The 11749-nt window shown below is 63.2% G+C and carries 13 protein-coding genes; 9 read left to right on the top strand and 4 right to left on the bottom strand.

All coding sequences use genetic code 11. The annotated features are described in order from the left end of the window. Window positions 1-41: 41 nt before the first annotated feature. Window positions 42-794, bottom strand: coding sequence for a gamma-glutamylcyclotransferase (locus LOM8899_RS01530; RefSeq protein WP_093990393.1), 753 nt, complete (start codon window positions 792-794; stop codon window positions 42-44). Window positions 795-917: 123 nt separating this feature from the next. Between LOM8899_RS01530 and LOM8899_RS01525 the strand changes: the two genes are divergently transcribed. The 5 genes from LOM8899_RS01525 to LOM8899_RS01505 all read left to right on the top strand — a co-directional run bounded on the left by LOM8899_RS01525 (window position 918) and on the right by LOM8899_RS01505 (window position 4066). Then, the gene (locus tag LOM8899_RS01525) at window positions 918-1481 is read left to right on the top strand and encodes a DUF1285 domain-containing protein (RefSeq protein ID WP_093990392.1); all 564 of its coding nucleotides are present in this window, start codon (window positions 918-920) and stop codon (window positions 1479-1481) included. After that, complete coding sequence (locus LOM8899_RS01520) at window positions 1478-2167, top strand: SDR family NAD(P)-dependent oxidoreductase (protein WP_093990391.1); 690 nt, start codon at window positions 1478-1480, stop codon at window positions 2165-2167. The genes LOM8899_RS01525 and LOM8899_RS01520 overlap by 4 nt, the downstream gene beginning before the upstream one ends. A 7-nt stretch (window positions 2168-2174) precedes the next feature. Continuing rightward, window positions 2175-2924 (top strand): hydroxypyruvate isomerase family protein, encoded by a 750-nt coding sequence (locus LOM8899_RS01515; RefSeq protein WP_093990390.1) that lies wholly within the window; start codon window positions 2175-2177, stop codon window positions 2922-2924. Window positions 2925-2996: 72 nt separating this feature from the next. Then, window positions 2997-3365, top strand: a complete 369-nt coding sequence (locus tag LOM8899_RS01510) for a VOC family protein (protein WP_093990389.1) — start codon at window positions 2997-2999, stop codon at window positions 3363-3365. Next, a complete protein-coding gene (locus tag LOM8899_RS01505) occupies window positions 3362-4066 on the top strand; it encodes a helix-turn-helix transcriptional regulator (protein WP_093990388.1) in 705 nt (234 codons plus the stop codon). The genes LOM8899_RS01510 and LOM8899_RS01505 overlap by 4 nt, the downstream gene beginning before the upstream one ends. Window positions 4067-4081: 15 nt before the next feature. Here the strand turns inward: LOM8899_RS01505 and LOM8899_RS01500 are convergent, their stop codons facing one another. The 3 genes from LOM8899_RS01500 to LOM8899_RS01490 all read right to left on the bottom strand — a co-directional run bounded on the left by LOM8899_RS01500 (window position 4082) and on the right by LOM8899_RS01490 (window position 7949). After that, window positions 4082-5935, bottom strand: coding sequence for a vWA domain-containing protein (locus LOM8899_RS01500; protein WP_370739277.1), 1854 nt, complete (start codon window positions 5933-5935; stop codon window positions 4082-4084). A 194-nt stretch (window positions 5936-6129) separates the two neighbouring features. Continuing rightward, window positions 6130-6666 (bottom strand): RNA polymerase sigma factor, encoded by a 537-nt coding sequence (locus LOM8899_RS01495; RefSeq protein WP_168770439.1) that lies wholly within the window; start codon window positions 6664-6666, stop codon window positions 6130-6132. A gap of 257 nt (window positions 6667-6923) precedes the next feature. Further along, complete coding sequence (locus LOM8899_RS01490; RefSeq protein WP_093991357.1) at window positions 6924-7949, bottom strand: LacI family DNA-binding transcriptional regulator; 1026 nt, start codon at window positions 7947-7949, stop codon at window positions 6924-6926. 209 nt (window positions 7950-8158) lie between these two features. On the opposite strand from LOM8899_RS01490, the gene LOM8899_RS01485 reads away from it, so the two are divergent. From LOM8899_RS01485 to LOM8899_RS01470, 4 genes are read left to right on the top strand one after another with little or no spacing between them, the layout of a single operon-like run. After that, window positions 8159-8935, top strand: coding sequence for an oxidoreductase (locus LOM8899_RS01485; protein WP_093990385.1), 777 nt, complete (start codon window positions 8159-8161; stop codon window positions 8933-8935). Further along, a complete protein-coding gene (locus LOM8899_RS01480) occupies window positions 8932-9648 on the top strand; it encodes an SDR family NAD(P)-dependent oxidoreductase (RefSeq protein ID WP_093990384.1) in 717 nt (238 codons plus the stop codon). The genes LOM8899_RS01485 and LOM8899_RS01480 overlap by 4 nt, the downstream gene beginning before the upstream one ends. 27 nt (window positions 9649-9675) lie before the next feature. Continuing rightward, complete coding sequence (locus tag LOM8899_RS01475; protein ID WP_093990383.1) at window positions 9676-10821, top strand: Gfo/Idh/MocA family protein; 1146 nt, start codon at window positions 9676-9678, stop codon at window positions 10819-10821. Between the two features lie 12 nt (window positions 10822-10833). Continuing rightward, the gene (locus tag LOM8899_RS01470) at window positions 10834-11745 is read left to right on the top strand and encodes a sugar phosphate isomerase/epimerase family protein (protein ID WP_093990382.1); all 912 of its coding nucleotides are present in this window, start codon (window positions 10834-10836) and stop codon (window positions 11743-11745) included. The last annotated feature ends 4 nt before the right edge of the window (window positions 11746-11749 follow it).

The following is an 11749-nucleotide window of genomic DNA, read 5'->3' as shown; positions in this document are numbered from 1 at the left end:
TATGTGTCGCACGTCATCGTGACCGGTTGGGTGAATTCCGCCTAGTGGCTGGGCGCCGCATGAGTGCGGACATCGCGCAAAAGGTCGGCAACTTCGGGATCGACGATCCCTAGGGCGGCAAACTGACGGTCGATATTCTCGAGGTATTCTTGGCTGGAGCCAAAGAAACCCTTGCCTGTCGCAATCATTTGAATTTGTTCCGCCCGGCTGATGTCGGTCACGATAACGTCGGCGTCATGGTCCGCCAGAAAGGCAAGGACAGGAACGTCGAGACCTCCGATACGCGCAGGCACAATGGTTGCGTGATAGCCCGGTGCGATCATTTCTCGTCGCCACAGGATCTCTGTTTCCTGCTCAACAAGTTCAGCGCGGATCCGAAACGCCAACCCCTCGCAGACATCCTCGTCGCCGGCGGTATCGAGCGCCGCCATAAGGCCGGGCGCCTCTGGCCTGCCGCGGGCGCCGTTTTCGTCCCGCAGGATGAATTTGCGGGCGTGGCGGGGCAAGGTGGCGCGGCGGACTTCGGCGAACAACAGACCGGGATCGGTCATCAAGGACCCATAGCCAAAGACCCATAGGTCGCCGCCCGTCAGTTCCGGCATAAAGGCGGCCCGCAAGGCCTCTCGTTCTTCATTCGAATACCACCAGCCGCCTTGGAGCCCGTGCTCGTCCATCAACATCCGGACATGATCGAGGCTCAGCTCTCGGAACCGGGAGGTCAGCGGGTCTTTGATCAGATCCCGCAGTTCGGGGTGATGGGCAAACGGGTCTGCGGTTTTGGGATCATCTGGCATCGGAGAGGTTCCAATCGGTCTGATCGCAGATTACGCATGATTGCACTCAAAGCGCCAGCGCAAGGGGGGTGACCTTGCCCGGAGCCGTGGTATCGTCGATTCCAGTCAACGAGAGGACGCCCAATGCCGACAGCCCCATCTGCCGAAAGCCTTGCCAAGGCCGCAAGGGCCAGCGCGGCCAAGGGGCCGCCGCCCGTGCATCTTTGGGATCCGCCGTTTTGCGGCGATATGGACATGCGCATCGCGAGGGACGGGACGTGGTTCTACCTCGGAACGCCGATCGGCAGGCCGGCTCTCGTCAAGCTTTTCGCCTCGATCATCAAGCGCGAAGGGGACGACTATTTCCTCGTCACGCCGGTCGAAAAAGTCGGAATCACCGTCGAGGACGCACCGTTCGTGGCCGTCGATTTCGAATCGACCGAGGATGGTTTGGAATTCGTGACCAATGTCGACGACAGGGTCTTGGCCGGGCCGGAGCACCCGATCCGCGTGGAACGCGCACCCGAAACCGGAGAGCCGTCGCCATATGTGCATATCCGTGCCAATCTGGAGGCGTTGATAGACCGCAAGAGCTTTTACCGATTGGTCGATCTGGGCGAGCACGCGGAGCACGACGGAGTGTCGTGGTTCGGTGTGCGCTCTGGCGGGCAGTTCTTTCCGATTATTCCCTCAGGAGATTTGCCATGACACGTAATGCATTGATCGTCGGCGCAGGCGACGGATTGTCGGCTTCGCTGGCGCGTCTCTTGGCGAGGGAGGGCTACGCCTTGACCCTCGTCGCGCGCGATATTGCCAAACTGGATGCCTTGAAGGCGGAAACGGGGGCCACCTTGATCCGCGGCGACGCGACGGATGTGGCGACGATCAATGCTCTGGTGGACGGCATTGACGGACGACTGGATGTGGCGATCTACAACCCGTCGGCGCGCGTCCGCGGCCCGCTGTCCGAGTTGGACCCCGAGGAGGTTCGCAAGGCTGTCGAGGTGACCGCGTTCGGCTCTTTCGTCATGGGACAAGCCGCGGCCCGCCGGATGCTGACCCAAGATCCGCAGGCCGGGCGGCGCGGGACAGTGCTGTTCACCGGCGCTTCGGCCGGGGTGAAGGGCTTTGCCAAATCGGCGGCCTTCGCCATGGGCAAGTTTGCCCAACGTGGGCTGGCACAAAGCATGTCGCGGGAGTTGCACCCGCAGGGGGTTCACGTCGCGTGGGTCAATATCGACGGAGCCATCCGCAATCCAGGCAGGAACGAGCAGAGCCCGGATGCCATGTTGTCGCCGGACGCCATCGCCAAGAGTTATCTGGCGCTGATCGAACAGGATCGTTCGGCTTGGTCCGACGAGCTGACGTTGCGCCCATGGGTCGAGACATTTTGAGGGGCCGATGCCGAAATTCGCCGCAAATCTGACCACCATGTTTACCGAGGCCCCGTTGCTCGACCGGTTCAATGCCGCCCGACGTGCCGGTTTCGACGCGGTCGAAGTTCTGTTTCCGTATGAACACGCTGCTCGCGAACTGGCGGATCGTCTGATCGGCAATGATCTGAAGCTGGTGCTCATCAACGGGCCGCCGCCCAACTATACCGAGCGGCCCCGCGGTTTCGCCGCTGTGCCCGGCGGCAGTGCGCTATTTCAGCAAGACCTTGTCCGGGCGGTGCGCTACGCGAAGGCGCTCGACGCCACGCACCTGCATCTGATGGCAGGCGTGGCAGAGGGGGCCGACGCCAGGGACACCATGATCGCCAACCTGAAATGGGCCGCAGCAGAGGCACCCGGGCAGAGCCTGACCATCGAGCCCATCAACCCGATAAGCATGCCGGGCTATTTCCTCAACGATTTCGATCTGGCGATGGACATTCTGGACGCGGTGGACGCCCCGAATGTCGGCCTCCAGTTCGATGCCTTTCATGCCCACAAGATCACCGGCGATGTCTTTGGCACTTGGTCCAATGTCCGCCACCGGGTCGTACACGTGCAGGTGGCGGGACTGCCGGATCGGCACGAACCGGTCAAGGGCGAGGTCGACTATCCGAAGTTTTTCAAGCTCTTGGACGACGATGGATATGAGGGCTGGGTCAGCGGTGAATATCATCCGGCGAAGCGCACCGAAGACGGACTAAAGTGGATCTCCTGACAGCATGCTGACAGGACGTTGTCAGCAGGGGTGTGTCAGAGAGGGGTCATGGATCAAACAAGGAGACAGACCATGACACAGCAACCCACAGTCGTTTGGACAGAAATCCCCGTCACCGATCTGGAAAAGTCGATTGGATTCTATTCGGCCCTTTTCGGCTGGACGATGCAGCGCGACGACACTGGGCCGAACCCGATGGCCAACTTTTCGGATGATATGCAGGCCGTCTCGGGCCATCTTTATCCGGGCAAGCCAGCCTCCGGCGAGGGGCCGACGATCCACCTCGCCCTGCCCGGGAGCCTTGAGGAAGGCATCGAACGGTGCGCAGCAGAGGGCGGCAAGGTGCTGAGCCCCGCAATCAGCATTCCGCCGGGTCGTTTTGCCTATGCGCTTGATCCCGATGGCAATTCCATCGGCCTGTTCGAGCCGGCCCAGCGATGAGGCGCGCCGACCGCCTGTTCCAGATCGTCCAGTATCTGAGGGGCGGTCGGCTATTGACCGCGGCGACTTTGGCAGAGCGTCTGGAGGTCACGCCGCGGACGATATATCGCGATATCGCCGATCTGATCGGATCGGGCGTCCCGATCGAGGGCGAGGCGGGCGTGGGCTATGTCATGCGCGAAGGCTATGACCTGCCGCCGTTGATGTTCACTCACGACGAAATCGTGGCCCTCGTGGCGGGTGCACGGATGATCCGGGCCTGGGGCGGGGCGTCGATGGCCGCAAGTGCCGAAGAGGCGTTGATCAAGATCGAAACCGTTCTGCCCGACGACGCTCGCGCAAGGGCGAACCGTGTCGCCGTTCATGCCATGGGTGGCGATACGATGACGGACGATCTGCGCGCCCAGCTCGACAGGATCGAGGCGGCGTCCGAGGCGCGTGTCCGGTTGGCCATCAGCTATGCCGACGAGCAGCAAAATCAGACCGAGCGGATCGTGCGACCGCTCGGCCTGTGGTTTTGGGGCAAGGTCTGGACTTTGGTGGCATGGTGCGAATTGCGTCAGGGCTTTCGGATGTTTCGCATCGACCGGATGGCCTCGATTGAGAACCTCGATGTCTTTCGTCCTGAAAAAGGTCAGAGCCTGAGAGATTTCTTTGCCAGCATGGACCGAAACCCAAGGCGTGATCGGAGCGGAGCCTAGCCCGCTCCGGTCGTGTCAGTTGGCGGAGAGGCTTTGCGCCAGCCGCATCAATTGCACGGCCTCATTGCGGTAACCGAACTCGTCGGCACCGCGATTTTCGGCGGCCAGAGCGATGGCCTGATCCCAGTCCCAATCGCCCAAATAGCTGTCACCCTTGAGCAATTGACCGAAGCCGGCGATGGCCGCGGCGAACTGGGCCTCGGTTCCGGGTGCGGATTGACCCTGCAAGACAGGGGTTTCCAACAGCTGGCTGTCGTCCTCACCCGGTGCTTTCCAGCGCAGCCGCAGGAAGGCGAGCTCGCCCGGTTCCGTGCTGCTTTCGGTGGCCTCCGGCGCGCCATAGCGCAGCGGCTCTGTCAGTTGCGCCGGGCTGCCGACGGGGGTGATTTCGTAGATCGCGGTGACTGAATGCCCGGCACCAAGTTCGCCCGCGTCGACGGCATCGTTGTTGAAGTCTTCACGTCGCAGCGCCCGCGTTTCATAGCCGATCAGGCGATATTCGGCGATCTCGGCGGGGTTGAACTCCACCTGCACCTTGACGTCCCCCGCGATGGGAAAGAGCGCGCCAGTCAATTGATCCACAAGCACTTTCTGCGCCTCGTTGAGCGTGTCGATATAGGCCGCGATGCCGTTTCCGTTCTGCGCAAGCGCTTGCATGGTGGCGTCGTCGAGGTTGCCCCGGCCAAATCCCAGGACGCTGAGGTATGCTCCGGTGTCGCGCTTCTTGGCGATGAAATCCGTCAGTTCCTGAGTGCCCGACAGGCCGACGTTGAAGTCGCCATCGGTGGCCAGGAGGATGCGGCTGACCTCACCTTCTTCGGCCATCGTGGCGGCCACGGCATAGGCCTGCTCGAGCCCGCCCTGACCATTGGTCGACCCGCCTGCGCCCAAGGATTGCAGGGCATTGAGGATCGTCGACCTCTCGGACGCCGCTGTTGCAGGAAGCACAAGTCCGGAGGAGCCTGCGTATTCGACGATGGCGACCTGGTCTTCGGGCCGCAACTCATCCAGCATCAGCCGGAACGACTGCTTCAAAAGCGGCAGCTTGTTGGCGTCGGCCATCGATCCGGAGGTGTCGATCAGGAAGACGAGGTTCAGCGGGGGCCTGTCGTCTAGGGCGGGGAGCGTGCCTTGGATGCCGATGTGCAAAAGCTGGGTGTCGGCGTTCCACGGCGTTTCCATGACCGTCACTGTGGGGCGGAAAGGCGCCTCGCCAGCTTCCGGCGCCGCGTAGTCATAGGGGAAATAGTTGATCATTTCCTCGATGCGCACAGCGGCGGGAGGTGGCAGTTGCCCGGCGTTCAGCGACTGTCGGATGACGGAATAGGAAGCGGTGTCCACGTCGATCGAGAAGGTTGAGACCGGCTCTTCGGTGACGATCCGAAGTGGATTTTCCGCAGCGTTTGCAAAGCTTTCCGTGTTGGTCTCTTGCATCACCACCATGTCGGCGTCGGCCACGATGCCGCCCACGACGGGCGAGGACAGCGACCGGTTCGCGGCGGCGGGAGGCTGTGCCGCAAGGGGCGCGAGCTCTGCCATTGGCGCATCGGCGGCGAGTTGGTTGGTGACCCTTGCATCGTCCATCTCGGCGCCCGCGGCGAAGGATTCGGCCTCTTCGACAACGATCATCGGGGCAGGCTCAACGGCGATTGTGTCGCTCGGCTCTGGCGATGCGGGCTGTGCGGCCTGCTGCGGTTGTTCAACGGGCGGCTCGGGAATCGGGTCGAGTTCGCTGACCGGGGCCTGCCCAACCAGACCACCAGTGGGGCGCAGGAGGTCTTGCCCCTGCGGTGTCAGGAACAGGAAACCGCAGGCCACGAGGGCGGTGGTGACGGTGAGTGCGCCTTTGCCTGAGAGGGTATGCAACATATCTCTTACTCCTTTGATAACGCCCCGTTGGGGGGACTGTGGAGTGAGACGGGCTGGACCCCGGCTTTCTTGGAGCGCGGCAAAGTTTTTTTGCGCCAGAGACAGGTTTTCGGTGCGTCGGCTGGCATCCGGGCGCGGCGTGGCGGCCTGCATCGCGGCTTTCAGGTCGTTGAAATCGTTGTCATTCTCGGAGGTCATCGTGTCTCCTCCTCTGCCTTGAGTGCGCGGAGTCTTTTTTTCGCTTCGGACATCCGCCAGCTGATTGTGCCTTCGGAAACCCCTAGAATCTGGGCTGCTTCGGCGTGGGTCACGTCGTCGAGGATCAGCGCCAAGGTATCGCGCAGATCGTCCGACAGATGCGCCATGGCGCTGTGCAGCCAGTCGATATGCTCGGCAGCCTCGGCCATTTCAGCCTGACGAGCCTGCTCCCAGTCGCCCCAGCCTGCGCTGTGCCGCGCATAGGTGGCGCGGCGCCGTCTGCGGTCGTGTGCGGCGTTGACGGCGACCCGGTAGAGCCATGTGGTGACCTTGGATTTCGCCTTGTAGGACGAGAGCTTAGCCGGCAGGGCTGCGCAAATGTCCTGGGTCAGATCTTCGGCCTCGGCCCGTTGCCCGGTCAGCCGAAAGCACAGCCCGAAGAGCCGGTCATAGTGCCGATCGAGCAGCAGCCCAAATGCGGAACTGTCGCCATTTGCGGCCGCGAGGGCGAGGGCTTCGTCGCTGGTTGTCATACGCATCACGGTTAGTCAGACGCGCCCCGAGGCGCAATCCTTGGCGTGCGGCGCGCTTTTCTGCGGGGGAATGGTTAACGCCCCGGATTTTGCGAAATGCGCTGCGGTATGCCGTCGGTGTGACGTCGGTATCCGGTCGGTGTCGTTTTCGGTATCCGCCAAAACCCCGAGTGTGACAGTGCCGTTCGCCCGGTTTGCGATGCGTAAAGGGCTTTGGAGGCTGTGGGTCGCGCCGATATGGGCTAATTGCCGCGATTTCACCCGCTGGGCAGATTTTCCCGAAACACGATTTGCAGACGGGGCGGCACCATCCGATAGGCGGTTCCCCGCACGGCATGGACAAGCGTGGTCAGCGCCTCGCGCACCTCGTGCCGGGCGTTCTGGTCGATCACCGCGTCGAGCGTGCCGCGCAGCAGGAAGCTGGTGTTGCCGTCGGTCAGATCGTGGGCGATGAAGGTGATGTCCTCGGCCCGCCCGGTTCGTTCCAGCACTGCGGCGATCCCGGCGGTGCCGCCGCCGGCGTTGTAGACGGCGACGATATCGGGATGCTCGCGCAGAATGGCCTCCATTTCGGTTTCGGCCAACGCCCGGCTGTCTTGCACTTCTCTGTGCGCAGCTATGGTCAAACCGCCAAATTCCTCCCGCAGGATTTGTCTAAATCCCATCTCGCGCTCTTGGTGCCCCCGGTAGGAGAGCGATCCGGCAAAGAAGGCGACCTTGCCGGGATGCTCCTCCCGGCGCGACTCGGCTCCGGTCAATCGCCCGATCAGATAGCCCGCCAGCCGCCCGGCCTGCATGTCGTCGATCCCGATGTAGCCCAGATGGTCGACCGTCCGCACATCCGATCCGATGGTCGTCACCGCCTTGCCGTCCGCCACCAGGCTCCGCACGGCTTCGCGCACGATGGGGTGATCCACCGCCAGCATGGCGATCCCGTCGACTTCGGAGCGCAGGGCGGCGATCTTTTCGGCCAACGCCACCGGATCGAAGCCGGTGACCCGTTCGACCGAGGCGCTGACCTGCTCCATCAGGCCGGACTGTTCGGTGACGTGCCGCGCCAGTTCGTGAACGAAGGCATTCGTTCCTTCGGGCAGCACGAAGGCCAGCCGCACCGGCGCGAGCGTGGCCGTCCCGGTTTCGAGGTAGCCGATGTCCGTGGCCGCCGAGAGCACGCGGGCGCGGGTTCTGTCGCTGACCCCGGATCTGTCGTTCAGCACCCTGTCCACCGTCGCCAGCGACACGTTTGCCCGAAGCGCGACGTCTGCAAGGGTAGGGTTGGGCATGACGGGCATCATCCGAATCTGAGGTGTTTTGAGGTATTGCAGAGCGGTGCCTCTCTGTCAATTTGCCCAATCCCCTATTATTCCCGCCCGCATAGCATAGCATTTTGACGTCAAATCCCCTCATGGGTGATTGACTCTCGCCGCCGTTCCGACCGAACCTGCGCCCGGAGGCACCGCGTGGGGAGCGCGGTGTGCGGGGAGATCGTGACGTGGAGATTGCTTTGTCGAACAAGGTGGTCGTGGTGACCGGAGCGGCGACCGGCATCGGCGCCGCCGTCGCGCGCCGATTGGCCGGGGCCGGCGTGGCGGGCCTGCTGCTGACCGACCGCGACACGGACGGATTGGCCCGCATGTCCGACAGCATGCCGGACTGCGCCGTGCGCTATTGCGTCGCCGATCTGGCCGACAAGTCCGCCCCCGCGGCGATTGCGCATGCCGCGATTGTCGCCTTTGGCCGCATCGACGGATTGGTCAATGCGGCCGGATTGACCAGCCGCGCCCGCGTCACCGACGGCTCCGTCGAGGTCTGGGACGAGCTATTCACCGTCAATGCCCGCGCGGCGTTTTTCCTGATGCAGGCGGCCATTCGCGATATGTTGTCCCGCCGCGCCCCGGGCGAGATCGTCAACATCCTGTCGGTCAACGCCCATTGCGGCGCCCCCGATCTGTCGATCTATTCCGCGAGCAAAGCCGCTCTGTCGACCCTGACCAAGAACGCTGCCCATGCCCATCTGGCCGACCGTATCCGGGTGAATGGCATCAACCTCGGCTGGGTCGATACCCCGTCGGAGCGACATCTTCAGGCGGTCACTCTTGGCCGTGGCGACGGCTGGCTGGCCGAGGAGAGCGCCAAGATGCCGCTTGGCCGGTTGATGCAGCCCGACGATCCCGCCCGCCTCGCCCTGTATCTGCTGAGCGATGCCTCGGCCCCGATGACAGGCGTGGCGGTCGATCTTGAGCAGCGTGTCACGGGAGCCCCGGTATGAGCTTTGACTTTGCGGGCAAGGCCGTTCTCGTGGTGGGCGCCAGTCGCGCCGGCATCGGCTCGGCCATTGCCCATGCATTTCGCGATGCCGGGGCGGAGGTCGCGATCACCGGTATCGAGGATGCCCCCGCCGAGAAGGATCGCGGTCTGTTTCCCTATCATCAGGTGGATGTGACCGATGCCGCCGCGATCAAGGCTTTGGCCGGTCGCGTCCCGACCCTTGATGTTTTGATCAACGGTGCCGCGATCACGTCGCGCGGCGAGGAGATGGACCCGGCGTTCTTTGCCAAGGTCGTCGATGTGAACCTGCATGGCACGTTTCGCATGGCCGAGGCGTTTCACGCCCATCTCGCCCGGCAAGGTGGCAGTCTGATCAACATCGCCTCGATGTATGCCCAGTTCGGCAGCCCCAAGAACCCCGCCTATGGCGCCAGCAAAGCGGCGGTGCAGCAGTTGACCAAGTCGCTGGCGATTGCATGGGCGCCCGACGGTATTCGCGTCAATGCCATTGCGCCGGGCTTTATCGTGACCGCCCAGTCCGAAAAGAGCCGTCAGGACCCGACCCATGTGGCCAACGTCGCCGCCCGCACGCCGCTGGCCCGATGGGGCCAGCCTGAGGACATCGCGGGGACCGCGCTGTTTCTTGCTTCGGGAGCGGCGCAGTTCATCACGGGGGCCTGTATTCCGGTCGACGGGGGCTATTCCATTGCGTGACGCTGCGACCCGAGGAGATTTGAGAACATGACCAATTTCAGTAGCATGGGCGCCGCCGTCATTGGCACGGGCTTTATCGGATCCGTCCACACTTGGGCGCTGCGTCGCTTGGGCGTGCAGGTTCGCGGGGTGCTTGGCTCCAGCCCCGAGCGCGGGGCCGAGGGTGCGGCTGCGATGGGTGTCTCGCAAGCCTATCCGTCGCTGGAGGCGCTGTTGGCCGATCCGTCGGTGGATGTGGTGCATGTCACCTCGCCCAACCATCTGCATTATCCGCAGGTCAAGGCGATCCTTGCCGCCGGAAAGCATGTGATCTGTGAAAAGCCGCTGGCGATGACCTCGCAGCAGTCGGCCGAAATGACCGCGCTGGCCGAGGCCAGTGGGCGAGTGTGTGCCGTCTGTTACAACGTCCGTTTCTATCCACTGAACCAGCACGCAAGGGGCATGGTCGCGGCGGGCGAGCTTGGCGATATCCGCTTTGTCACCGGCCATTACCATCAGGACTGGCTGGCCAAGCCCACCGATTGGAACTGGCGGTTGGAGACCGATGCGGGCGGCGAATTGCGCTCGGTGGGCGATATCGGCACCCATTGGATCGACCTGACCAGCTTTATCACCGGACAGAAGGTCGTCTCGGTTCTGGCCGATCTGACGACGTTCATCCCCGAGCGTCAGAAGCCCGTCGGCCCTGTCGCGACCTTTTCGCAAGCCACAGGGGAGACCGAGGCACGCCAGATCCAGACCGACGATGCGGCGATGATCATGCTCCGCTTTGCGGGCGGAGCAAAGGGCGTCATGTCGACAAGTCAGATCAACGTCGGCCGCAAGAATTCGCTGCAATGGGATATTGCCGGGGCGGACGCCTCTGCCGCGTGGGACAGCGAAACGCCGGATCATATGTTTATCGGCCACCGTGATGCGCCGAACCAGATCTTGCAGCGCGACGGGACGCTCATGAACGGATTGGGCGGTGCTGCCGCCATGCTGCCCGGCGGACACGTGGAGGGCTTTGCCGACACGTTCCACGCCCTGTTTTCACAGGTCTATGCCGATGCGGCGCTGGGCGCCCGGTCCGACGGCGCGACCTATGCCAGCTTTGCCGATGGCGATTACGAGATGCGCGTGTGCGATGCGGTCTTGGCGAGCGCCAAGTCCGGCACATGGGCCGATGTGTGAGGGAGAGATGCGATGAAACTGGGTCTTTTGACTGCCCCATTCGAGGACACCGATCTGATCGACGTGGCCCGCTGGACCGCCGACAATGGCATGTCCGCCCTTGAGGTGGCCTGCTGGCCCGCCTCTGGTGGCGAGGCGCGCCGTTATGCGGGCACCAGCCATATCAATGTGGACGGGTTGACCAAGGATCAGGGCAGCGAGATCAAAGGCGCTCTGGCCGATCTGGGCGTCGAGATTTCGGGGCTGGGCTATTATCCCAACCCGCTTCATGCCGATGCCGACCACCGCGCCGAGGTGATCGGCCATCTCAAGAAGGTGATCACGGCGGCGGGTGTCATGGGGGTGCCCGTGGTCAACACGTTCGTCGGCGGCGACCGCACCCTGACCGTCGACGACAACTGGGCGCGGGCCGAGCAGACTTTCCCGGAAATCGTGGCCCATGCGCGCGACAGCGGGGTGACGCTCGCCTTCGAGAACTGCCCGATGATCTTTTCCAACGACGAATGGCCGGGGGGCCACAACATCGCCTACAGCCCGATGATCTGGCGTCGCATTCTGGAGACGTGGGACGGGGTTGGCATGAATTTCGACCCCTCGCATCTGGTCTTTCAGATGATTGATCAGGGTCGCTTTATTCGCGAGTTCGGGGCCCATTTCGCGCATGTCCATGCCAAGGATCTGATGATCGACCGGGACGGGCTCTATGAGCGCGGTATCCTGTCGGCGGGCATGGGCTGGCAGATCCCGCGCCTTTGCGGCCTTGGCGATGTGGACTGGGGCGATTTCTTCTCGCAACTCTATCGCATCGGCTATGATGGCCCGGTGATCATCGAACACGAAGACCGCGATTTCGAGGGGACCGACGAGAAGATCAAACGGGGCTTTTGCCTCGCCCGCGATATTCTGAGCCCGTACATCAAGTAGGGCC

The sequence above is a fragment of the Flavimaricola marinus genome, from assembly GCF_900184895.1.
Classification (GTDB): domain Bacteria; phylum Pseudomonadota; class Alphaproteobacteria; order Rhodobacterales; family Rhodobacteraceae; genus Flavimaricola; species Flavimaricola marinus.
The sequence above is the reverse complement of the archived record's forward strand: the minus strand, read 5'-3'. Positions and strand labels throughout refer to the sequence as shown.

Bases quoted from the DNA above. Each gene is read 5' to 3' on its own strand.
- LOM8899_RS01530 (WP_093990393.1), bottom strand. From the start codon at position 794: ATGCCAGATGATCCCAAAACCGCAGACCCGTTTGCCCATCACCCCGAA.
- LOM8899_RS01525 (WP_093990392.1), top strand. From the start codon at position 918: ATGCCGACAGCCCCATCTGCCGAAAGCCTTGCCAAGGCCGCAAGGGCC.
- LOM8899_RS01520 (WP_093990391.1), top strand. From the start codon at position 1,478: ATGACACGTAATGCATTGATCGTCGGCGCAGGCGACGGATTGTCGGCT.
- LOM8899_RS01515 (WP_093990390.1), top strand. From the start codon at position 2,175: ATGCCGAAATTCGCCGCAAATCTGACCACCATGTTTACCGAGGCCCCG.
- LOM8899_RS01510 (WP_093990389.1), top strand. From the start codon at position 2,997: ATGACACAGCAACCCACAGTCGTTTGGACAGAAATCCCCGTCACCGAT.
- LOM8899_RS01505 (WP_093990388.1), top strand. From the start codon at position 3,362: ATGAGGCGCGCCGACCGCCTGTTCCAGATCGTCCAGTATCTGAGGGGC.
- LOM8899_RS01500 (WP_370739277.1), bottom strand. From the start codon at position 5,935: ATGTTGCATACCCTCTCAGGCAAAGGCGCACTCACCGTCACCACCGCC.
- LOM8899_RS01495 (WP_168770439.1), bottom strand. From the start codon at position 6,666: ATGACAACCAGCGACGAAGCCCTCGCCCTCGCGGCCGCAAATGGCGAC.
- LOM8899_RS01490 (WP_093991357.1), bottom strand. From the start codon at position 7,949: ATGCCCAACCCTACCCTTGCAGACGTCGCGCTTCGGGCAAACGTGTCG.
- LOM8899_RS01480 (WP_093990384.1), top strand. From the start codon at position 8,932: ATGAGCTTTGACTTTGCGGGCAAGGCCGTTCTCGTGGTGGGCGCCAGT.
- LOM8899_RS01475 (WP_093990383.1), top strand. From the start codon at position 9,676: ATGACCAATTTCAGTAGCATGGGCGCCGCCGTCATTGGCACGGGCTTT.
- LOM8899_RS01470 (WP_093990382.1), top strand. From the start codon at position 10,834: ATGAAACTGGGTCTTTTGACTGCCCCATTCGAGGACACCGATCTGATC.